The 20,881-nt window shown below is 70.5% G+C and carries 20 protein-coding genes; 10 read left to right on the top strand and 10 right to left on the bottom strand.

The window, feature by feature from the left end; translation table 11 throughout:
- Window positions 1-73: 73 nt before the first annotated feature.
- Complete coding sequence (locus tag ACNYC2_RS22470; RefSeq protein ID WP_419703916.1) at window positions 74-841, top strand: GOLPH3/VPS74 family protein; 768 nt, start codon at window positions 74-76, stop codon at window positions 839-841.
- A gap of 97 nt (window positions 842-938) precedes the next feature.
- Here ACNYC2_RS22470 and ACNYC2_RS22465 read toward each other — a convergent pair whose 3' ends face one another.
- The 4 genes from ACNYC2_RS22465 to ACNYC2_RS22450 all read right to left on the bottom strand — a co-directional run bounded on the left by ACNYC2_RS22465 (window position 939) and on the right by ACNYC2_RS22450 (window position 4,323).
- Window positions 939-2,363, bottom strand: coding sequence for a class II fumarate hydratase (locus ACNYC2_RS22465; RefSeq protein WP_419703915.1), 1,425 nt, complete (start codon window positions 2,361-2,363; stop codon window positions 939-941).
- A 78-nt stretch (window positions 2,364-2,441) separates the two neighbouring features.
- On the bottom strand, window positions 2,442-3,134 hold the full coding sequence (locus ACNYC2_RS22460; protein WP_419703914.1) for a carbonic anhydrase: 693 nt from the start codon (window positions 3,132-3,134) through the stop codon (window positions 2,442-2,444).
- On the bottom strand, window positions 3,131-4,087 hold the full coding sequence (locus tag ACNYC2_RS22455; protein WP_419703913.1) for a carbohydrate kinase family protein: 957 nt from the start codon (window positions 4,085-4,087) through the stop codon (window positions 3,131-3,133). The genes ACNYC2_RS22460 and ACNYC2_RS22455 overlap by 4 nt, the downstream gene beginning before the upstream one ends.
- A complete protein-coding gene (locus tag ACNYC2_RS22450) occupies window positions 4,084-4,323 on the bottom strand; it encodes an exodeoxyribonuclease VII small subunit (protein ID WP_419703912.1) in 240 nt (79 codons plus the stop codon). The genes ACNYC2_RS22455 and ACNYC2_RS22450 overlap by 4 nt, the downstream gene beginning before the upstream one ends.
- Window positions 4,324-4,451: 128 nt before the next feature.
- Between ACNYC2_RS22450 and ACNYC2_RS22445 the strand changes: the two genes are divergently transcribed.
- Window positions 4,452-6,071 carry an ABC-F family ATP-binding cassette domain-containing protein gene (locus ACNYC2_RS22445; protein ID WP_419703911.1) on the top strand — a complete coding sequence of 540 codons (1,620 nt, stop codon included), beginning with the start codon at window positions 4,452-4,454 and terminating at the stop codon, window positions 6,069-6,071.
- Window positions 6,072-6,077: 6 nt separating this feature from the next.
- Here the strand turns inward: ACNYC2_RS22445 and ACNYC2_RS22440 are convergent, their stop codons facing one another.
- A complete protein-coding gene (locus ACNYC2_RS22440; protein ID WP_419703910.1) occupies window positions 6,078-6,692 on the bottom strand; it encodes an HAD family hydrolase in 615 nt (204 codons plus the stop codon).
- A gap of 146 nt (window positions 6,693-6,838) precedes the next feature.
- Between ACNYC2_RS22440 and ACNYC2_RS22435 the strand changes: the two genes are divergently transcribed.
- Window positions 6,839-7,582 (top strand): SDR family oxidoreductase, encoded by a 744-nt coding sequence (locus tag ACNYC2_RS22435; RefSeq protein ID WP_419703909.1) that lies wholly within the window; start codon window positions 6,839-6,841, stop codon window positions 7,580-7,582.
- Between the two features lie 3 nt (window positions 7,583-7,585).
- Here ACNYC2_RS22435 and sigJ read toward each other — a convergent pair whose 3' ends face one another.
- The gene (gene sigJ / locus ACNYC2_RS22430) at window positions 7,586-8,506 is read right to left on the bottom strand and encodes an RNA polymerase sigma factor SigJ (protein WP_419703908.1); all 921 of its coding nucleotides are present in this window, start codon (window positions 8,504-8,506) and stop codon (window positions 7,586-7,588) included.
- A gap of 82 nt (window positions 8,507-8,588) precedes the next feature.
- Here sigJ and ACNYC2_RS22425 point away from each other — a divergent pair, with 82 nt between their 5' ends.
- The gene (locus ACNYC2_RS22425; RefSeq protein WP_419703907.1) at window positions 8,589-9,338 is read left to right on the top strand and encodes a class I SAM-dependent methyltransferase; all 750 of its coding nucleotides are present in this window, start codon (window positions 8,589-8,591) and stop codon (window positions 9,336-9,338) included.
- A gap of 4 nt (window positions 9,339-9,342) precedes the next feature.
- Here ACNYC2_RS22425 and ACNYC2_RS22420 read toward each other — a convergent pair whose 3' ends face one another.
- Both ACNYC2_RS22420 and xseA read right to left on the bottom strand, forming a co-directional pair.
- Window positions 9,343-10,485 carry an epoxide hydrolase family protein gene (locus tag ACNYC2_RS22420; protein WP_419703906.1) on the bottom strand — a complete coding sequence of 381 codons (1,143 nt, stop codon included), beginning with the start codon at window positions 10,483-10,485 and terminating at the stop codon, window positions 9,343-9,345.
- Window positions 10,486-10,583: 98 nt separating this feature from the next.
- Entirely contained in the window at window positions 10,584-11,846 is a 1,263-nt protein-coding gene (gene xseA / locus ACNYC2_RS22415) for an exodeoxyribonuclease VII large subunit (RefSeq protein ID WP_419703905.1), read from the bottom strand.
- A 63-nt stretch (window positions 11,847-11,909) separates the two neighbouring features.
- On the opposite strand from xseA, the gene ACNYC2_RS22410 reads away from it, so the two are divergent.
- The gene (locus tag ACNYC2_RS22410) at window positions 11,910-12,947 is read left to right on the top strand and encodes a 4-hydroxy-3-methylbut-2-enyl diphosphate reductase (protein ID WP_357505627.1); all 1,038 of its coding nucleotides are present in this window, start codon (window positions 11,910-11,912) and stop codon (window positions 12,945-12,947) included.
- A 108-nt stretch (window positions 12,948-13,055) separates the two neighbouring features.
- Here the strand turns inward: ACNYC2_RS22410 and rmuC are convergent, their stop codons facing one another.
- Entirely contained in the window at window positions 13,056-14,558 is a 1,503-nt protein-coding gene (gene rmuC / locus ACNYC2_RS22405) for a DNA recombination protein RmuC (protein WP_419703904.1), read from the bottom strand.
- 186 nt (window positions 14,559-14,744) lie between these two features.
- Between rmuC and ACNYC2_RS22400 the strand changes: the two genes are divergently transcribed.
- From ACNYC2_RS22400 to ACNYC2_RS22380, 5 genes are all read left to right on the top strand, one after another.
- Window positions 14,745-15,575 (top strand): ABC transporter ATP-binding protein, encoded by an 831-nt coding sequence (locus ACNYC2_RS22400; RefSeq protein WP_419703903.1) that lies wholly within the window; start codon window positions 14,745-14,747, stop codon window positions 15,573-15,575.
- Window positions 15,557-17,170: a hypothetical protein gene (locus tag ACNYC2_RS22395; RefSeq protein ID WP_419703902.1), complete on the top strand. Its 1,614-nt coding sequence runs from the start codon at window positions 15,557-15,559 to the stop codon at window positions 17,168-17,170. Before ACNYC2_RS22400 ends, ACNYC2_RS22395 begins: the two co-directional genes overlap by 19 nt.
- Window positions 17,171-17,231: 61 nt before the next feature.
- Window positions 17,232-18,017, top strand: a complete 786-nt coding sequence (locus tag ACNYC2_RS22390; RefSeq protein WP_419703901.1) for a DinB family protein — start codon at window positions 17,232-17,234, stop codon at window positions 18,015-18,017.
- A 69-nt stretch (window positions 18,018-18,086) separates the two neighbouring features.
- Window positions 18,087-19,172 carry a redox-regulated ATPase YchF gene (gene ychF, locus ACNYC2_RS22385; RefSeq protein ID WP_116673951.1) on the top strand — a complete coding sequence of 362 codons (1,086 nt, stop codon included), beginning with the start codon at window positions 18,087-18,089 and terminating at the stop codon, window positions 19,170-19,172.
- A 58-nt stretch (window positions 19,173-19,230) separates the two neighbouring features.
- Window positions 19,231-19,518 carry a hypothetical protein gene (locus tag ACNYC2_RS22380; protein WP_419703900.1) on the top strand — a complete coding sequence of 96 codons (288 nt, stop codon included), beginning with the start codon at window positions 19,231-19,233 and terminating at the stop codon, window positions 19,516-19,518.
- Between the two features lie 214 nt (window positions 19,519-19,732).
- Here ACNYC2_RS22380 and ACNYC2_RS22375 read toward each other — a convergent pair whose 3' ends face one another.
- Window positions 19,733-20,881 carry an HAD family hydrolase gene (locus ACNYC2_RS22375; RefSeq protein WP_419703899.1) on the bottom strand — a complete coding sequence of 383 codons (1,149 nt, stop codon included), beginning with the start codon at window positions 20,879-20,881 and terminating at the stop codon, window positions 19,733-19,735.

Raw genomic sequence — 20,881 nt, 5'->3', positions numbered from 1 at the left:
GTTTGCGGCCTGTTTCCGGGGTGGCCGTCTCAATACGGGCGTTGTCTCGCTTGTCGGATATAGCATCAGGGCCATGCTGATTGCTGAAGACTTCCTGCTGCTTGCCGTCGACGACGAGACGGGCAAGACCGCCAACGTCGACAACCTGGGTGTTCGCCTCGCCGGCGCGCTCCTCGCGGACCTCGCCGCCGCGAACAAGACCCTCATGCGGGGCGCGCCGGAGGCCGGCGCGACCAAGGAGGAGCGCGAGAAGGCCGGGGACGCCACGATCCTCGTCACCGACAACGCGCCCACCGGCCACGTGGCCCTCGACGCCGCCCTGCAGGCCGCGCTCGACGCGCCCGACGCGCCCGCGCGCAAGATCGTCGAGGCCATCTCCGAGAAGGCGGAGGAGAACCTCCTGACCGCTCTCGTCGAGCGCGGCGTTCTCGAGAAGGAAGAGACCAAGCTCTTCCGCATGCTCCCGATCACCCGCTGGCCGGCCGCCGACTCGAGCCACGAGACCGCGCTGCGCGCCAACCTCACGAAGGTTCTCGTCGATGGCGCCGAGCCCGACGAGCGCACCGCCACCCTGATCTCGCTGCTGCACGGCTCGGGCCTCATCGGTGGCCTGGTCGGCAAGGAGCAGCGCAAGGCCGCCCAGGACCGCGCCGAGGAGATCGCCGGCAGCGAGTGGGGCGTCGCGACCGTCGCGACCCAGGTCGCCATCGCGGCCACGGTTGCCACCGTCGCCACCGTTGGTGTCGCCGCTGCGGCGTTCATCCTGCTGTCGAACGACGCCGACGAGACCGCTGAGGCGGCCGCGCCGGCCGCCGAGCCGGTAGAAGCCCCGGCAGTCTGACCTGCTGCTCGAGACCGCGAAGTAGAGCGCCTGTCCTGCTTCCGCACGGTGACACCGTGCGGAAGCAGGACAGGCGCTCTACTTCGCGGTCCCCGCGTCAGGCCTGCGGCGGGCGCGTCATCGAGAGGACGTCGAGAGCGGTGTCGAGCTGCGCCTCGGTGACCTCGCCACGCTCGACGAAGCCGAGGTCGATCACCGCCTGCCGCACGGTGATGCCCTCCTTGACGGCGGTCTTCGCGACCTTCGCGGCGGCCTCGTACCCGATCACGCGGTTCAGCGGCGTCACGATCGACGGGGACGACTCGGCGAGCGCACGGGCGCGCTCGACGTTCGCGGTGATGCCGACGATGGTCTTGTCCGCCAGCACACGCGACGAGTTCGACAGCAGACGGATCGACTCCAGCACGCCCTGGGCGATCACCGGGATCTGCACGTTGAGCTCGAACGAGCCGGAGGCACCTGCCCACGCCACGGTCGCGTCGTTGCCGATGACACGCGCGCACACCATGAGCACGGCCTCGGGGATGACGGGGTTGACCTTGCCCGGCATGATCGAGGAGCCCGGCTGCAGGTCGGGCAGCGCGATCTCGCCCAGGCCCGTGTTGGGGCCGGAGCCCATCCAGCGCAGGTCGTTGCAGATCTTCGTGAGCGAGACCGCGATGGTGCGCAGCGCACCCGAGAGCTCGACCAGGCCGTCGCGGGCCGACTGCGCCTCGAAGTGGTCGCGGGCCTCGGTCAGCGGCAGGCCGGTGTCCTCGGCGAGCAGGGCGATGACCCGCTGCGGGAAGCCGGCCGGGGTGTTGATGCCGGTGCCGACGGCGGTACCGCCCAGCGGCACCTCAGCGGCACGCGGGAGCGCCGACTGCAGGCGCTCGACGCCGTAGCGGACGGCGGCGGCGTACCCGCCGAACTCCTGGCCCAGCGTGACCGGGGTGGCGTCCATGAGGTGCGTGCGCCCTGACTTCACGACCTCCGCGTACTCCTCGGACTTCGCCTGGAGTGCCTCCGCCAGGTGGGTGAGCGCCGGGACCAGGTCGTTCACGACGCCGGAGGTCGCGGCGACGTGCACGGAGGTCGGGAAGACGTCGTTCGACGACTGCGACGCGTTGACGTGGTCGTTCGGGTGCACGTCCTTGCCGAGCGCGGCGGTGGCGAGCGTCGCGAGGACCTCGTTGGTGTTCATGTTCGACGACGTGCCCGAGCCGGTCTGGAAGACGTCGATCGGGAAGTGGCTGTCGTACTTGCCGGAGGCGACCTCGTCAGCGGCAGCGACGATCGCCTCGGCGATGTCCTTGTCGAGCACGCCGAGCTCCGCGTTCGCGGTGGCGGCGGCCTTCTTCACGCGGGCCAGGGCCTCGATGTGCGAACGCTCGAGGGGGGTGCCGGAGATCGGGAAGTTCTCGACGGCACGCTGCGTCTGGGCGCGGTAGAGGGCGTTCTTCGGGACGCGCACCTCGCCCATGGTGTCGTGCTCGATACGGAACTCGGTGTCGCCGGACGGGACGACGGTGTCAGCAGTCATGGATCTATCGTGCCGCAGCCGCGCCCCGCCGACGCACCGCAGCGCGTGACTCGTGTCACCCCCGCCCCGCGCCGACCGTCAGTCGGACTGGGGCAGGGCCGCGGGCAGCTCGCCGACGTCCCCGATCACGTTGACCATGCGTGCGCTGCCCTCCGCGAGGTCGTACTCGAGACCGACCACCGCGCACCTGCCCTCGTCGACCGCCTTGGCCAGGCCCGCCGAGTAGCTGTGCAGCATCCCGACGGTGTGCTTGACGTGCTCGCGGCGCAGCACGTTCTGGTCGGCGAGCGCGGCCATCGCCTTGGCCGGGTCGCCCGAGGTGATGCTGACGATCGACGGGATGACGCGGTCCACCACCGCACGCACGAACCCGCCGGGCTGCTCACCCGTGGCGAGCGTGTGCGCGGCGGCAGCGACGGCACCGCACGAGTCGTGGCCCAGCACGATCACGAGCGACGCGCCGAGGACGTCGACCCCGTACTCGATGGAGCCGATCACCGTGGTGTCCAGGACGTGCCCGGCGGTGCGGACCACGAACACGTCGCCCAGGCCCTGGTCGAAGATGATCTCCGCGGCGACCCGGGAGTCGGAGCAGCCGAAGATCACCGTGTGCGGGTGCTGCGCGGCCTGCAGCTCCCGGCGCCGGGCCGCGCCCTGGGACGGGTGGGCCGGGGCGTCCGCGACGAAGCGGTCGTTGCCGGAGCGCAGCAGCGCCCAGGCGTCACGCGGGCTGAGCCGCTCGGGTACCTCGCTCATCGGCACTGCGGTCATCGGCTTACCTCCTCACGACGAGGCGGGTTGGCTCCCGCCCGGGACACGGTGATGGCAGCGACGGCGCAGCAGCGGTCCAGGACCTGCTGCACGGTCGCCAGGTCGACGGCGTCGAGCGCTCCGCGCCGGTCGGCGCCGAGCAGGTCGTGCTCCCAGAGGCCGTCGATGAGCGCGCCCATGAACGAGTCGCCGGCACCCACGGTGTCGACCACCTCGACCCGTGGGGCGACCGCCTCGACCGTACCGGCGTCGGACACGGCTACCGCGCCCTTGCCGCCGAACGTGACCACGACCAGCGCGGGCGTGCCGCGCTGCCAGTCGCGTGCCACGGACACGGGGTCGGCGCCGGGGTAGAGCCAGTCCAGGTCCTCGTCGCTCACCTTCACCACGTCGGAGAGCTGCACGAGCGCCTCGACGCGCGGCCGCACCTCCTCGGCGGGGCCCATGATCGCGGGCCGCGCGTTCGGGTCGTACGTTGTGGTCGACGTCGTCCGGGCCGCCTCGAGGACCTGGCGCACCTCGGTGGCGCCCGGCTCGAGGATCGCGGCGATCGAACCCGTGTGGACCGCGAGGGCAGCGGTGCCGCCGACCCGGGCGCTCGCCTCGGCGCTGGTGTCGGCACCCGGCAGAGCCGCGGCGGGGACGCGCCACGCCAGGTCGAAGTCGTAGGTGGCGGAGCCGCTCTCGTCCAGCGTGGCGACCGCGACGCTGGTGCGTTCCGCGCCGTCGCTGCCCGGCACGAGCGTCACACCGGAGTCGGCGAGCCACGCGCGCACCAGGTCGCCCCGTGCGTCCGCGCCGAGCCAGGTCGCGAGCCGGACCTCCCGGCTCAGGCGGCCCAGCGTGAGCGCGACGTTGGCGATGCTTCCCCCAGGATGCTCGGCGGAGGAGCCGTCGGGCCGGTGCACCTCGTCCACGAGCGCCTCGCCCACGGCGAGGACGTACGGGCTCACTCGGCCTCCTCCGGCGACTCGGCCGACGAGGAAGACCCCTGCTGCGCGGCGGCGAGGCGCTCGCGGGCGCCGTCGAGCCATTCCTGGCAGCGTGCGGCCAGGGCCTCGCCGCGCTCCCAGAGCGCGAGCGACGCCTCCAGCGGCTCGCCGCCGGTCTCCAGGCGGCCGACCACCTGCACGAGCTCGTCGCGTGCCTGCTCATAGCTGAGCGTCGCGACGTCGGGAGCGTTCCTCACCGGATCGGTTCCGGTCACAGCATCTGTACTCACGGGAGACAGTCAACAGCACGCCACCGACATCTGCGGAGTCCGTCCACAGGAATCAGTTTGGCTCTGGCCGGTCCGACGTCGGACCATGGTGTCCCATGGGCCATCTCGAAGTCGCGCACGTCGAATACCACCTGCCGGATGGCCGGACGTTGCTGGGGGACGTCTCGTTCCGCGTGGGTGAGCGGAGCGCGACGGCGATCGTCGGGCCGAACGGCGCGGGCAAGACCACTCTGCTGCGCATCATCACCGGTGAGCTGGCGCCGCACGCCGGTTCCGTGGCCGTGAGCGGCGGGCTCGGCGTCATGCGCCAGTTCGTCGGCTCCGTGCGGGACGAGACCACTGTGCGCGATCTGCTGGTGTCGGTGTCCGCACCCCGGCTCCGCGAGGTGGCGCGCGCCGTCGACGAGGCCGAGCACAGGATGCTGACGGTCGACGACGAGGCCGCCCAGATGGCGTACGCGCAGGCACTCTCGGACTGGGCGGAGGTGCGCGGCTACGAGGCCGAGACGCTGTGGGACGTCTGCACCATGGCAGCGCTGGGCATGCCGTACGACCGGGTGCAGTTCCGCGAGGTGCGGACGATGTCGGGCGGTGAGCAGAAGCGGCTCGTGCTGGAGGCGCTGCTGCGCGGCACCGACGAGGTGCTGCTGCTCGACGAGCCGGACAACTACCTGGACGTGCCGGGCAAGCGCTGGCTGGAGGAGCAGCTCAAGGCCACCAAGAAGACCGTGCTGTTCGTGTCGCACGACCGGGAGCTGCTGTCGCGGTCGGCGGACCGGATCGTGTCGCTGGAGCCGAGCCCCGCGGGCGCCGACGCCTGGGTGCACGGCGGCGGGTTCTCCACCTTCCACGACGCCCGGCGTGAGCGGTTCGCGCGGTTCGAGGAGCTGCGCCGCCGCTGGGACGAGAAGCACGCCCAGCTCAAGAAGCTCGTCCTGACGCTGCGCAACCAGGCGGCGAGCAGCCCCGACATGGCCTCGCGCTACCACGCTGCGCAGACGCGGCTGCGGAAGTTCGAGGAGGTCGGCCCGCCGCCCGAGCCGCCGCGCGAGCAGGACATCACCATGAACCTGCGGGGCGGGCGCACGGGCCTGCGGGCCGTGACCTGCGAGGGGCTGGAGCTCACCGGGCTCATGAAGCCGTTCGACCTGGAGGTCTTCTACGGCGAGCGGGTTGCGGTGCTGGGCTCGAACGGGTCCGGCAAGTCGCACTTCCTGCGGCTGCTCGCGGGCGGCGACGTCGCGCACACCGGCACGTGGAAGCTCGGGGCGCGGGTGGTCGCCGGCCACTTCGCACAGACGCACGCGCACCCTGAGCTGTTCGGCCGCGCGCTGCTCGACATCCTGTGGGAGGACCACGCGCAGGACAAGGGCAAGGCGATGGCCCGGCTGCGGCGCTACGAGCTCACCGAGGCGGCCGACCGGCCCTTCGACAGGCTGTCCGGCGGCCAGCAGGCGCGGTTCCAGATCCTGCTGCTCGAGCTCGCCGGCTCGACGGCGCTCCTGCTCGACGAGCCCACCGACAACCTCGACCTCGAGTCGGCCGAGGCTCTCCAGGACGGGCTGGAGTCGTTCGACGGGACGGTGCTGGCCGTGACGCACGACCGCTGGTTCGCGCGCTCGTTCGACCGGTACCTGGTCTTCGGGTCCGACGGCGTCGTGCGCGAGACCTCGGAGCCCGTGTGGGACGAGCGGCGGGTGGAGCGCGAGCGGTAGGCGGCCTCAGGCGGGCGCGACGCCGTGCTCGGCGAGCCGTTCCAGCAGGACGTCGTGCCCCTCCTTGAGACGCCAGTCCACGGCGGCCATCCCGGTCGCCCGGGCACTCTCGACGTTGGGGGAGTGGTCGTCGATGAAGAGGATCTCCGCAGGCTCGGCCCCGATCCGGGTCGCGGCCTTCTGGAAGAACGCGACGTCCGGCTTCGCCACCCCGAGGTCGCAGGAGTAGAGCTTGACGTCGAACAGCTCGTCGTAGGGCAGCGTGGCCTGCATGTACTCGGCCCGGCGCCGGACCTGGTTGGTGCCGAGGTGCACGCCGTACCCGGCGTCGCGCAGCCCACGGACCAGGTCCAGCGAGGCCGGTGACGTGGCGATGTTCAGCCAGACGGCCGCGAACAGGTCGGCGGCCGGCACGTCGACGTCGTACTGCCGCAGGACTTCGGCGAGAACCGGCAGGAAGTCGTCGTCGCCCCCCAGGAGCGGCCGCTCGTAGGTCGAGGCGAGGGTCAGGATCTCGGGGGCGCGCTCGCCGAGCATCGGCGTGGCCGAGGCGTAGAAACCGTCTCGGATCTCCTGGAGCACGCCGTCGGCGTCGAAGAGTACGTGTCGGATGGTCGTCACCAGCGAACCGTAACGGTCCCGCGCCAGTTGGCCGGGGCGCACCGCGCCCTGTACCGCCCGTCACAGATCTGGGGTGTTCCCGGTCGAACTCATGACGGGCCGTCCGGCTCGTCGAGAACGTCCCGGACATGAATGGGGAGCACACCATGAAGATCGTGGTCATCGGCGGTACCGGCCTCGTAGGCAGCCAGGTCGTGAACAACCTGCGCGAGCACGGGCACGAAGCGGTGGCAGCCTCGCCGCAGACCGGCGTGAACACCCTGACCGGCGAGGGCCTGCCGGAGGTGCTCGAGGGCGCCCAGGTGCTGATCGACCTCAGCAACTCGCCCTCGTTCGCGGAGGAGGACGTCACCAACTTCTTCCGGACCTCGACCACCAACCTGCTCGAGGCCGAGGCGAAGGCGGGGGTGCAGCATCACGTGATCCTCTCGATCGTGGGCGCCGAGGGCGTCGACGCCGGCTACATGCGCGCCAAGATCGTGCAGGAGGATCTCGTCAAGGCCTCCGGCGCGGGCTGGTCCATCGTGCGGTCCACGCAGTTCCTCGAGTTCCTCAGCTCGATCGCCGACACCGCGGAGACGGACGGCGTGGTCCACATGGCGCCGGTTCGCTTCCAGCCCATCGCCTCCGCCGACGTCGCCCGCTTCGTCGCCCGGACGGCCGTCGGCACGCCGCTGAACGGGACCATCGACATCGCCGGGCCGGAGGTCTTCGGCTTCGACGAGATCGTGCGCACGTACCTGGCCTCGAAGGACGACCCGCGCGAGGTCCGCACCGACCCGAGCGCCACGTACTTCGGCGCGCCGCTCGAGGACGGTGAGCTCGTCCCGCACGGCGAGGCGCTGCTGGGCGAGGTCACCTACGAGCAGTGGCGGAAGGCCCAGGCCTGACGGTCAGCTCGAACCCTCCGGCGTGGCCCGGCCTGCCCGGGCCCGCCGGAACGGGTCGATCTTCTCCGGGTTGAGCTGCCACATGAGCTCGTGCAGGCCCTCGGCCGACGCGGTGACCGCAAGGATGCCCACCAACTCGCCGTCCCGCTCCATCGCCATGCCCTCCTCGCCGTTGACCTCGATCGGCCGCGTGGTGATCCCGGCCCAGAAGATCTCCGCGAACGACGACAGCACCTGCGCCACCTTGCGCCTGCCCTGCACCGCGACGCGCGCGACATGCTTCGCGGTCCCGTTGCTGTCGGCCCGCGTGACGACGTTCTCGGCGAACAGCCGCTCCAGCCGCTCGACATCGCCCACCCGGGCCGCGGCGAGGAACGCCTCCAGGAGCGCGCGGCGCTCCGTGCTGGTCACCGTGTTGCGCGGCTCCGACGCGATGTGCTTGCGCGCCCGGCTCACGAGCTGGCGCGTGGCGGCAGGCGACACCCCCACGATCCGCGCGATCTCCGGGTACGCGTAGTCGAACGCCTCACGCAGCACGTAGGCGGCCCGTTCCGTCGGGGACAGGCGTTCGAGCAGTACCAGCAGCGCGACGTCCAGGGCCTCCGCCCGTTCCGCGCCGAGCGTCGGGTCCTCGCTCGTGTCGACGGGCTCGGGCAGCCACGGACCCACATAGGTCTCGCGGCGCGACCGTGCGCTCTGCAGCACGTTGATCGCCAACCGCGTCGCAGCGGTGGTGAGGAACGCCTGCGGGTTCACCACCACCGAACGGTCGGTCGTCTGCCACCGCACCCACGTCTCCTGCACGACGTCCTCGGCCTCGGCCGCCGAGCCGAGCATCCGGTACGCGATGCCGAACAGTCGCCTGCGGGCAGTGGCGAACACTGCTGCCGCGTCGTCGAGCGTGGTGTCAACGTCACCTGTCATCGTGCTCTCCTTCTGGTGCCGTATCGACCGTAACCGACCGAATGTCCTTGGGCTCGGTCTCGCGACGGGTAAACATGTTGCTATGACCACACCCGACCCGATCTTCGTGGATCCTCGGCTCGCGCGGCTCTACGACTCCTTCGACGACGACCGCAGCGACCTCGACCTCTACGCGAACCTCGCCGAACGGTTCGGCGCCCGCACCGTGCTCGACGTCGGCTGCGGAACCGGGGTGCTCGCCCTCCTGCTGGCCGAGCGCGGCCTGCGCGTGACCGGCGTCGACCCCGCCGCCGCCTCGCTCGAGGTGGCCCGCGGCAAGCCCGGCGCCGACGCCGTCACCTGGGTCGAGGGCGGGGCCGACGCCGTCGCCGGACTGAGCATCGCCGCCGACCTCGCCACGATGACCGGCAACGTCGCGCAGGTGTTCACCACCGACGCCGAGTGGGCCCAGGCGCTCGCGGCGGTCCACTCGGCGCTCCGTCCGGGCGGTGTGCTCGTGTTCGAGACCCGCGTGCCGGCGCGGCAGGCCTGGCTCGGGTGGACCCGCGAGCTCCGGTCCGTCCGTCGCGACATCCCCGGGGTGGGCGAGGTGGAGATGTGGAACGACCTGCTGAAGGTGGAGCTCCCGCTCGTCACCTTCCAGCAGTCCTACCGCTTCCCGCCCGGCGTGCTGCCCGACGGCGACGTGGTCACCTCGGTCTCGACGCTGCGGTTCCGAGAGCGGGACGAGACCGAGGCGACGCTGGCTGCCGCCGGGTTCGAGGTCGACGAGGTGCTGGACGCGCCCGACCGGCCGGGGCTGGAGTGGGTGTTCGTGGCGCGTCGTCCTTGACGCCTCAGCCCAGGCTGCGGAAGAAGTCCCGGATGTCGTTCGCGAGCAGCTCGGGCTCCTCCATCGCGGGGAAGTGGCCGCCCTCCGTGAAGTCGGTCCAGCGGGTCGTCGCGTTCCACGGGTCGAGCGCACGGCGCATGAGGTGGTGGGTGTCGAACACGACCCAGGCGGCGGGCACCCCGGAGGCCCCCGCCCAGCCGAGGTTCGAGTGCTCGGACTCGTAGTAGAACTGCGCGCTCGACGCGCCGGCACGGGTGAACCAGTAGAGGCTGACGTTGGTCAGGAGCTGGTCGCGGTCCACGGCCTCGTCGGGGGTCGCATGCTGGGGGTTGGTCCAGGTCTGGAACTTCTCGGCGATCCACGCGAGCTGGCCGACGGGCGAGTCGGTGAGGGCCGCGGCGATGGTGTCCGGACGGTGGTTCTGCATCTCGAAGTAGCCACGCTCGGCGATGTCCGCGGCGCGGATCGCCTCGATCTGGGCGATCTCGTCGTCGGTCAGCCCGTCAGGGTAGGGGAACTTGTCACCGACCATGCCGAGCATCCGGCCGTCGCTCCCGGCGTGGGTGCCGATGACGCGCTCTGGGTAGACGGCAGCGAGCCGCCCGGTGACGCCCGCGCCGATGTCGGTGCCGTGCGCGGCGAACCGCTCGTAGCCGAGCCGCGTCATGATCTCGGCGTACGCATCGGCGGTGCGCGCCAGCTCCCAGCCGGTCCCCGACAGCGGTGTCGAGAACCCGAAGCCGGGCAGCGACGGGATGACCAGGTGGAACTCGTCGGTGAGCAGCGGGATCAGGCGCTGGTACTCGACGAACGAGCCCGGCCAGCCGTGGCTCAGGATCAGCGGGGTCGCCTCGGGGTTCGCGGAAGGCACGTGCACGATGTGGAAGGTCTGGCCGTCGACGACGGTGGTGAACTGCTCGTGCTCGTTGAGCTTGGCTTCCTGCGCGCGCCAGTCGTACCCGTCGTGCCAGTACTCGGCGAGCTCGTTCAGGTAGGTCTGGGGGATGCCGCGGCTGAAGTCGGTGCGGTCGTCGCGGCCCGGCACGGGGAGCGGACGGCGGGTCCGTGCGAGCCGGTCCTGGAGGTCGTCGATGTCGGCCTGCGGGACGTCGATGCGGAACGGGGTGAGTGCGCTGTCCTGGTTCATGAGACCTACAGTGCCAGGCAAAGAGGACAGCTTCTGTCCTCTACCGGCTGTCGATCTCAGGTCGCTTTTCGGGCGCTCGACCGTGTGTGTCATCGGAGCTAGGGGGCTGTGGCGGTGACCTCTGCGTCCAGCGCACCTTCCGCCAGGCGGATGTGGACGCCGGCGCCGACCGCGACGTCGTCGGGCCGCCGTACCACGTGGCCGTCGGCGCGCTGTACGACGGCGTAGCCGCGCTCCAGCGTCGATGCCGGCGACAACGCCCGCACCTGGGCGCCGAGCCGCCCGATCTCACCGCTCGCGCGCAGCAGCAGCGTGTTCAGCGCGTGCCGGCTGTGCCGGAGCGACTGGACGATGTCGCGCTCCCGGGCCTCCAGCATCGTGTGCGGCACGGCGAGGACCGGGCGGGAGCGGACGCCGTCGAGCCCGTGCTGCTCGCGGTCGATCATGGCCGTGACGGCGCCGCGCATCCGGCTGCGGGCCTGGGTGAGACGGAGGCGCTCCTCCGACACGTCGGGCACTATCCGCTTGGCGGCGTCGGTGGGCGTCGAGGCGCGGTAGTCGGCGACCAGGTCGAGCAGCGGCGCGTCGGTCTCGTGGCCGATCGCGCTGACCAGGGGAGTGCGGGCCTGCGCGACGGCGCGGACCAGCGACTCGTTGCTGAACGGCAGCAGGTCCTCGACGGAGCCGCCGCCCCGCGCGACGACTATGACGTCGACACGGGGGTCCTGATCGAGCTCGGCGATCGCGTTCGACACCTCGCGCACCGCGTTGACGCCCTGGACCGCCACCTCGCGGATCTCGAACCGCACCTGGGGCCAGCGGGCCCGGGCGTTCACCACCACGTCGTGCTCGGCCTTGGACTCGCGCCCGCACACGAGCCCGACGACCGCGGGCAGGAAGGGGAGCTTCCGCTTGCGGGACAGGTCGAACAGGCCCTCCGCCGCGAGGACCTTCTTGAGGGCCTCGATCCGGGCGAGCAGCTCGCCGACGCCGACGGCCTTGATCTCGTTGGCCTGCATCTGCAGCGTGCCGCGCTTGGTCCAGAACACGGGCTTGGCATGCACCACGACGTGGTCGCCCTCCGCGGGCGGCTGGGGCAGCGTGAGGAGGACACGAGAGAAGATCGTCACCGGCAGGGAGGCATCGGCCTCGGTGTCACGGAGTGTGAGCCATTGCATCCCGGAACCGGGGCGCTGGTTGAACTGCACCACCTGCCCCTCGACCCAGACCGGCGGCATCTTGTCGATGTAGCCCTTGATCTTCTCCGAGAGCACACGCACCGGCCAGGGGGTGGAGGGCGTGGTGTCGAGCGCCTTCAGAGGGATCTCTGCGGGGAGTGGTCGCTGGGTGGGTTCCGTCACGTGTCCAACCCTGCCACCCACCACCGACACAAGCCCTCCGCACGGCGCCCCTAGACTGCGTGTGTGAGTGTCACGAGCCCTGAGCGTCCTGCTGAGACCAAGACCAAGCGCGTCCTGCTGGCTGCGCCACGCGGCTACTGCGCGGGCGTCGACCGTGCCGTGGTCGCCGTCGAGAAGGCACTGGAGACCTATGGCGCACCGGTCTACGTGCGCAAGGAGATCGTGCACAACAAGCACGTGGTGGAGACGCTGCGGGAACGTGGCGCCATCTTCGTCAACGAGACCGACGAGGTGCCCGAGGGCAGCCGGCTCGTCTTCTCCGCGCACGGGGTGTCGCCCGCGGTGCGCGCCTCGGCCGTGGCGCGGAGCCTGGACACGATCGACGCAACCTGCCCCCTGGTCACCAAGGTGCACAAGGAGGCCGTCCGGTTCGCGAAGGACGACTACGACATCCTGCTGATCGGGCACACCGGTCACGAGGAGGTCGAGGGCACCGCCGGCGAGGCGCCCGACCACGTGCAGATCGTGAACTCGCCGGACGAGGTGGACCAGGTGGTCGTCCGCGACCCCGCCAAGGTCGTGTGGATCTCGCAGACGACGCTGTCGGTCGACGAGACCATGGAGACCGTGCGCCGGCTGCGCGAGAAGTTCCCGTCCCTGCAGGACCCGCCCAGCGACGACATCTGCTACGCCACGCAGAACCGCCAGGTGGCGGTGAAGAAGCTGGCGCCCGAGTGCGACCTCGTCATCGTCGTGGGCTCGGCCAACTCGTCCAACTCCGTGCGGCTCGTCGAGGTGGCGCTCCAGGCCGGGGCCAAGGCCTCGTACCGCGTGGACCGCAAGACCGAGATCAAGGACGAGTGGCTCGAGGGCGTCACCACCGTGGGCGTGACCTCGGGTGCCTCGGTTCCCGAGATCCTCGTGGAGGACGTCATCGCGCACCTCGCCGACCACGGCTTCGGCACGGTCGACGAGGTCCGGACCGCGACCGAGGACCTGATGTTCTCGCTGCCGCGCGAGCTGCGCGCGGGGCTCAAGGCCGCGGGCGAGGAGCCCAAGCGCCCGCGCCGCGAGGCTCGCCCGGAGCTGCCGCAGGCCTGAGGCCCGCCTCTCGCGCCGCCGGCGTGTGTGCCGCTGTCGAACGAGAACGGGGTTGTGTTCCGCAGGAGACCTGCGGCGAACACAGCCCCGTTCTCGTTGATGCGGTCCTCAGCCGGCCTGTCCGACGGCGGCCGTGTTCTCGTCGTCTGACGACTTCTTCTCGACCGCCTCGAACGCGCGCTTGTCGGTGGTTGCGAGCTCGGTGACCTCCAGCGCCTGCACCAGGATGGTGTCGGTGTCCTGTGCCCGGTCGAACGCGACGACGTCGCCGTCGTCCGCCGCCAGCAGCTCTGCCTTGGTGATGGGGCGGGGGACCTCCTCGATGCCCCTCGGCTCCGCGATGCGGTCCTTCTCATCGATCACATCGAGCTCCACCATGCGGCGGGCCGACGTGAGCACGTTGCGCTCCAGCGAGCCGATGAGCCTGTTGTAGTCCTTGGTGGCCGACTCCAGGGAGCGTCCCATCTTCGTGACGTGCTGCGTCATGGTGACCAGCCGCGCGTACAGCTCCTTGCCGACGGTGAGCACCTTCTGAGCGTTCTCCGCCAGCGACTCCTGCCGCCATGCGTAAGCGACGGTGCGCAGCAGGGCGAGCATCGTGGTCGGCGTCGCGATGATGACGTTCTTCTGCACCGCGTACTCCAGCAGTTCCGGCGCACGTTCCAGGGCCGCCGACAGGAACGCCTCGGCGGGCACGAACATCACGACGAACTCGGGTGCGGGCTCGAACTGGTTCCAGTACTTCTTGCCGGCCAGGTCGTCCACGTGCTTGCGCATGTGGCGGACGTGCGCGTCGAGGCGCTGCTCGCGGTACGCGGCGTCGTCGGACTGCTGGGCCTCCAGGAAGCCAAGGAACGCGACCTTGGAGTCCACGACCACGCGCTTGCCACCGGCGAGGTTGATGACCATGTCGGGGCGCTGCACCTCGCCGTCCTCCGTGGTGACCTGCGCCTGCTCGGTGAAGTCGACCCGGTTGATCATGCCCGCGGACTCGACAACCTTGCGCAGCTGCAGCTCGCCCCACGCGCCGCGCGTCTGCGACGAGCGCAGCGCCGTGACCAGGTCCGCCGTGCCGTTGCGCAGCTCGGTCGAGACCTCGGCGACGTTGCGCATCTGCTCGACGAGCGCGCCCTGGCCCTCGATCCGGGCCTTCTCCGCCTGGAGCACCTCGCTGCGCACCAGTTCCACGGCCTTGGTGAGCGGGTCCACCAGAGACTTCACGGCCTCCTCGCGCTTGGCGAGCGACTGCTCGCCGTCCGACGCGGACCGCTTGAGCCGCTCCTCCGCGAGCTCGAGGAAACGCTTGCTGTTGGCGTCCAGCGCGTCGCCCGCGAGCGCCTGGAACTGGCGGCGTGCGTGCTCCTGCTCGGAGCGGGCGGCGGCGATCTGCTCGGCGGCGCGCTCCCGTGCGGCGTCGATCTGCTCGTCCGCGCGGTGCTGTGCGGCGGCGATCCGCTGCTCGGCCGACTCGGCCTGGGCGCGCAGGCGGGCGACCTCCAGGTCCGCGTCGCGCTGTGCGGGCGCAACGCGCTGCGCGTGGCCGAGCCACCCCAGCAGCACGCCGACGACGAGTGCGCCGAGGGCCAGCAGAATCGTTGCGACGATGTCCATGGGCGACAGGCTGCCACGTGTCACTGACACTCCGGCACGGTGACACCCCGCATGGTCGAAATAGTCCGGTATGCGTCCGGTATGGCCCCGGGAGTGATTTCTCCGCCCGGCGACGGATCTCCTTCACCCGGCACTCATCCTCGCGTCGGATCCGTCGTGTCGGACGGCGCGACTACGTTGGGTGCCATGACGACCCCAGTCGACCCGAGCCCTTCAGGCAGCCCCGGGACACCAGGTGCCCAGGAGCCGCCCCCGCACGACCCGTCGGCGGCGCTCAGCGTGCGCGGACTCTGGAAGCGGTTCGGGCAGAAGATCGCGGTCTCCGGCGTCGACCTGGACGTCCCAGCGGGCTCGTTCTACGGTCTGGTCGGCCCGAACGGGGCCGGCAAGACGACCATGCTCTCGATGGCCACCGGGTTGCTGCGACCTGACTTCGGCAGTGCCTGGGTGCACGGCGTGGACCTGTGGGCGCGGCCCGACGAGGCCAAGGCGACCCTGGGCGTGCTGCCCGACGGCGTGCGCCTGTTCGACCGGCTGACCGGTCGCCAGCTGCTCACGTACGCCGGGATGCTGCGCGGGATGGACAAGGACACCGTGGTGGACCGGACGAACGACCTCCTGAAGGCGTTCGACCTGGTCGCGGACGCGGACACGTTCGTCGTCGACTACTCCGCCGGCATGACCAAGAAGATCGCGCTGGGCAGCGCCATGATCCACGCGCCGCGCACCCTGGTCCTGGACGAGCCGTTCGAGGCCGTCGACCCGGTGAGCGCCGCGAACATCCGCGACATCCTCAAGAGCTACGTGGCGGGCGGTGGCACCGTCATCGTCTCCAGCCACGTCATGGACCTGGTGCAGCGCATGTGCGACCACGTCGCGGTGATGGCGGCGGGGCACGTCCTCGCGGCGGGCACGGTGGACGAGGTGCGGGGCGAGCAGAGCCTGGAAGACCGGTTCGTGGACCTCGTCGGTGGCCGTCAGCACTCGGAGGGGCTCTCATGGTTGCGCGGTTCCTGAGCCTCAAGCTGACGCTGATGGGCAACACGTTCCGCAGGAGCGTGTGGCAGACCATCGGCATGATCGTCGCGGCGCTCTACGCGCTCGGCGTCGTCGGTCTCCTGATCGCCGCGGTAGTAGGTCTCGGGTTCTTCGGCGACCCGGCCTGGGCCGGCCTCGCGATCACCCTCGGCGGGGCGCTGGCCGTCCTGGGCTGGTGGGTCATCCCGATCTTCGCCTTCGGCGTGGACGCCACGCTGGACCCGCACCGGTTCACGACGTTCGCGATCCCCCGGCGCACGCTTCTCGCGGGGCTGGCGGTGGCGGGCCTGGTCTCGGTGCCCGGTATCGCGACGGTGCTGCTCGCGCTGGGGGTCTCCTTCGCGTGGCTCCTGCAGCCGGGCGTGCTGCTCGTCTCGCTCGTCGGCGCGGTGCTCGGCGTCGCCACGTGCGTCCTCGGCTCCCGGGCGATCACCACGCTGCTCGCACCCGTCCTGGAGTCGCGCCGCTACCGCGAGGTCGTGACGATCGTCGCGCTGGTGCTGTTCATGACGATCGGCCCGCTCGTCGGCTGGCTCGCCAACGGCGTCGAGGGCTCGGTCGAGCCGGGCTCCGACAGCAGTACCGGGATGCAGCTCCTCCCGTTGTTCGAGCAGGCGGCCGCCGTCGTCGGCTGGACGCCGTTCGGCGCGGCGTGGTCGCTCGGCAGCACCGCGTACGACGGCGACTGGGCGGGCCTGGCGGGTCGCCTCGCGGTCGCGCTCGGCACCGTCGCGCTGGCGTGGCTGGTCTGGGACCGGGCGCTGGGCCGTGCTCTGGTGCGCCCGCCCGTCGGCGACGGCAGCGGTGGCAAGGCCAAGGGCCTCGGGGTGTTCGGCCGCGTGCCGTTCTCGCCCACCTGGGCGGTCACCGCCCGGACCGCCACCTACTGGCTGCGGGACCCGCGCTACTCGGGGTCCATCGCCGTCATCCCGCTGCTGCCGGTCATCATGTACTTCACGTCCCAGAGCACAGGCAGCTTCTTCCTGCTCCTGGCGACCGGGCCGTTCGTGGGCTGGATGCTCGGCTTCAGCATCTCCAACGACATCGGCTACGACAACACGGCGTTCGCCCTGCACGTCTCGTCGGGTGTCGACGGCCGCGCCGACCGGTGGGGCCGCGCGATCCCGATGCTGATCGCCGGACCTCTGGTCGCCGCGGCCACGGTGGTGGCCTCGGTCTGGGTCGCCGACTCCTGGCACCTCACCCTGCCCCTGCTGGGGCTGGCGTTCGGTGCCCTGCTGGTCAGTACCGCCGTGTCCTGCGCCGTCTCGGCACGGCTCGTCTACCCGGTCGCGAAGCCGGGGGAGAGCCCCCTGAAGTCGCCACAGGGTGCGGCGATGGCCACGCTCGTGTCGCAGGGCATCGGGTTCGCCGTCACCGCAGCGCTGGCCCTGCCGGTCTTCGCGGTGGGCATCCCGGCGTTGATGCTGGGCGGCGTGCTGTGGGGCCTTGCCGCGATCCTCGTGGGGATCCTGTACGGCGCGCTGATCCTGGTACTGGCGGTGCGGTTCGGCGCTCGTGTGTACGACAGGCGCCTGCCCGAGCTGCTCCAGCAGGTGCAGTCCTTCCCGTGACCTCGAGGTGACGTCGCCCCAGGTCAGCGGTCGTGTCAGTGACCCGGCCTAGCCTGGGGCGATGACGCGATTCACGGCAGACGACGACCTGCGGCACGCCGAGTTCGTCGCGGCGAACCTGACCGGTGCCCGGTTCCGCTTCACCGACCTGGAGGGTGCGGCGTTCGACCAGTCATACCTGCCCCGCGTCGTGATGCGCGGAGTCGATCTGACCGGCGCGGACATCGACGGGCAGATCCGCGACCTCAAGATCAACGGCGTCGAGGTGCTGCCGTTGATCGAGGCCGAGCTGAACCGCCGGTATCCCGGGCGAGAGCTGGCTCGGTCCCAGGTCCTCGCGGAGCAGCGGGAGTCGTTCGAGGCCGCGCTGCGGACCTGGTCGGCCACGCTCGACCGGGTAGCGGCCATGCCAGCGGGTGCGGCGGACCAACAGGTCGACGGCGAGTGGTCGGTCGCCCAGACCCTGCGGCACCTGGTGTTCGCCGTCGATGGCTGGGTGCGCCACGGGATCCAGGGCCTCGACAGAGCGTTCAGCCCGATAGGCCTCCCGTTCTCCGAGTACGACGACGAAGCGGCTGCGCTGGGCGTCGACGTCACGGCCACACCGTCGTTCGAGGAGGTCCAGGCCGCCTACGCCGATCGCATGGCCCAGGTGCGCGCGCAGTACGACTCCCTCACGCAGGAGGACTTCGGGGCACCTGCTCGCCGGCTGCCGCCGTGGGAACCGGAGACGCGCAGCCTTCCGGTGTGGCGCTGCCTCGGGGTGATCGCCAACGAGGCCTGGGAGCACCACCGGTTCGCGGCGCGTGATCTCGACGAGCTGGAGCGCAGACGCGACGCCCGATAGACGGGCTTGCCGAGTCCCGCGACGACGCGGCTGTCGGCGATTGGCGCTCGGCACGTAGAATTTCGCGACGTGGCTCTTACTATCGGCATCGTCGGCCTGCCCAACGTCGGCAAGTCCACCCTCTTCAACGCTCTGACCCGCAACCAGGTGCTCGCGGCGAACTACCCGTTCGCGACGATCGAGCCCAACGTTGGCGTGGTCTCCCTGCCTGACGAGCGGCTCAACAAGCTCGCCGAGATCTTCGGGAGCCAGAAGATCCTGCCGGCCACGGTGTCGTTCGTGGACATCGCGGGCATCGTCAAGGGCGCGTCCGAGGGTGAGGGCCTGGGCAACAAGTTCCTCGCCAACATCCGCGAGGCCGACGCCATCTGCCAGGTCACCCGTGCGTTCGACGACCCGGACGTGGTGCGCGTCGACGGCTCGATGGACGCCCCCGGCGACATCGAGACCATCTCCACCGAGCTGATCCTCGCCGATCTCCAGACCCTCGAGAAGGCTCTGCCGAGGATGGAGAAGGAGGTCAAGATCAAGCGCGGCGACCCCGTCCTGTACGCGGCCGCCAAGAAGGCGGAGGAGGTCCTGAACCAGGGCGTCACCCTGTACCAGGGCGCCGCTGACGCCGGTCTCGACCTGGCCGAGATCGCGAGCCTCCAGCTGATGACGGCCAAGCCGTTCATCTACGTCTTCAACACTGACGACGCCGGCCTGGCGGACACCGCTTCCCAGGAGGCCCTGCGCAAGGTCGTGGCGCCGGCCCAGGCGATCTTCCTGGACGCGAAGTTCGAGTCCGAGCTCGTGGAGCTCGAGCCCGAGGAAGCCGCCGAGATGCTCGCCGAGTCCGGCCAGCCGGAGTCCGGCCTGGACCAGCTCGCGAAGGTCGGCTTCGAGACGCTCGGCCTGCAGACCTACCTCACGGCTGGTCCGAAGGAAGCGCGCGCCTGGACCATCCACAAGGGCTGGACCGCCCCCCAGGCCGCCGGCGTGATCCACACCGACTTCGAGCGCGGCTTCATCAAGGCAGAGGTCACCTCGTTCGAGGACCTGGTAGAGGCCGGCTCGTCCGCCGCGGTGAAGGCTGCGGGCAAGGCCCGCATCGAGGGCAAGGACTACGTCATGCAGGACGGCGACGTGGTGGAGTTCAGGTTCAACGTCTGACCGATGGTGGTGCAGGTCCTGACCCTGTCAGGACCGCGCCTGTGGCACAGTTGCCAGCATGTCGATCAGCCGGGCCGAGCGAAGGGCGATTCGCGAGCCAAGAGCACGTGAGGAGTTCGGCCGCGATGCAGACGCTGTGCTGGACATCCTTGAACTGACCGAGTTCGCTTGGCATGACTGCTACGGCGAGATAACGCCTCCCGAAGCCGTGGTCGACGACATCTTTGTCGTCGCGCGAGGGACGATCGCCAGTTTCGGAAGTGCCGCCCGACTCGCCGTCGAGGACTTTCGCGACCTGCGTCTCGCCGCGAACGACCTCCGCGCGAAGAATGGCGATTCCGTTTGAGGTCGGGCTGCCTGCATCAGGTTGGGCGACGACGGCATCTGGTGGAGTTCTGCTTCGACGTCTGAGCACCGCCCCGGTTTCCGGCCTGGTCCTCTGACCAGGCCGGAACCCGGACGACCTGCGGTAACGCTTCTGAGCCCTCGGGACCGTGGTGGACGGAATTGGTCTCCAGGGGCACGCATCCCCCTGCAGGCGTGCGGCGTGTATGTGCTTGTCAGGCATGGGTCAGTGGGAGTTCGAACTCGGCCGGCCCCGATTCAGACCCGATTGCGGTTGTGCGCCAGTGAGCGCGTCGTCGTCCTTCGTCGCCGCGCGGGTAGGTGAGCCCGGCCTCGCGAGCGGCGCGCTCGACGTCGCGCATGGTGGAGGCTCTACCAGCAGGGACGGGTGCCTGCCAAACCCACCGGCCCGACCGGAGCGTGTGGACCTCACACCCGGCGAGGTCGGGACTGGAACCGTGCCAGACCCGGACCACGAGTGGGCCCGGCGCACGTTCGACGGCGGTGTGGACGGCTGCGGCGAGCTGTGCCCCCAGCGGTGACAAGCCAGGCCGGCGCGCCGGGGCGGGGACCAGCGACAGGAGGATCGGGACTGCGCCGTCCTCCGCGATGGTGCCGGTGGTCTCGCCAGCTGCCTCGCGCACGGTGTCGGGTGCGTGTCCCATGGCGACGCCACGCGCCGCCCATCCCAGCATGGCGATGTCGTTGATTCCATCGCCGACTGCAACGGTGTGCTCGGATGCGACTCCGAGTAGGCACCGGATCTGTTCCAGCGCAGTTGCCTTGCTTGTTCCGGGCGCCGTGACATCGAGCCAGTCGTGGCCCGCTGGTGTCACGGTGACACCGAGGTGACGTAGCGCATCCGCGTGGTCCGCGACCTGGTTGGCGTGGAGCGCAACCCGCGAAGCCTGTCCCGCCAGGAGCTCTTCGAGCGGCGTCAGCTTCTGCGGTCCGTTGAGCAGTCCAGGCCCGAACTCGCAGTTCACGCGCCAGCCCCAGCCAACGTCCTCAACTGCGACGTTTATGCCGGGCGACAGCCGATTCGCCTGGCGGATTACCGCTCCCACGGTGAAGGCGCGGGCCTCCACCACCTTGTATCCCGACGATGCACCTCGGTCCAGACGCACCGTCAGGGCTCCGTTGGAACAGACGGCCCAACCCTCGGTCAGGCCTAATCTCCGGGCGGCAGCGAGCAGCCCGACAAGCGACCTTCCGGTTGCCAGCACGACGTGATGCCCACTGGCGCGCACCAGCTCCAACGCCTGGACCGTCTCAGACGGCACCTTGCCATCCCGGCCGATCAGCGTGCCGTCGATGTCGAGCGCAATCAGATGCGTCGCCGTTCCCGCCGGTGGCTCTTTCAT

Source organism: Promicromonospora sp. NFX87, from assembly GCF_048564965.1.
Taxonomy (GTDB): domain Bacteria; phylum Actinomycetota; class Actinomycetes; order Actinomycetales; family Cellulomonadaceae; genus Promicromonospora.
The sequence above is the reverse complement of the archived record's forward strand: the minus strand, read 5'-3'. Positions and strand labels throughout refer to the sequence as shown.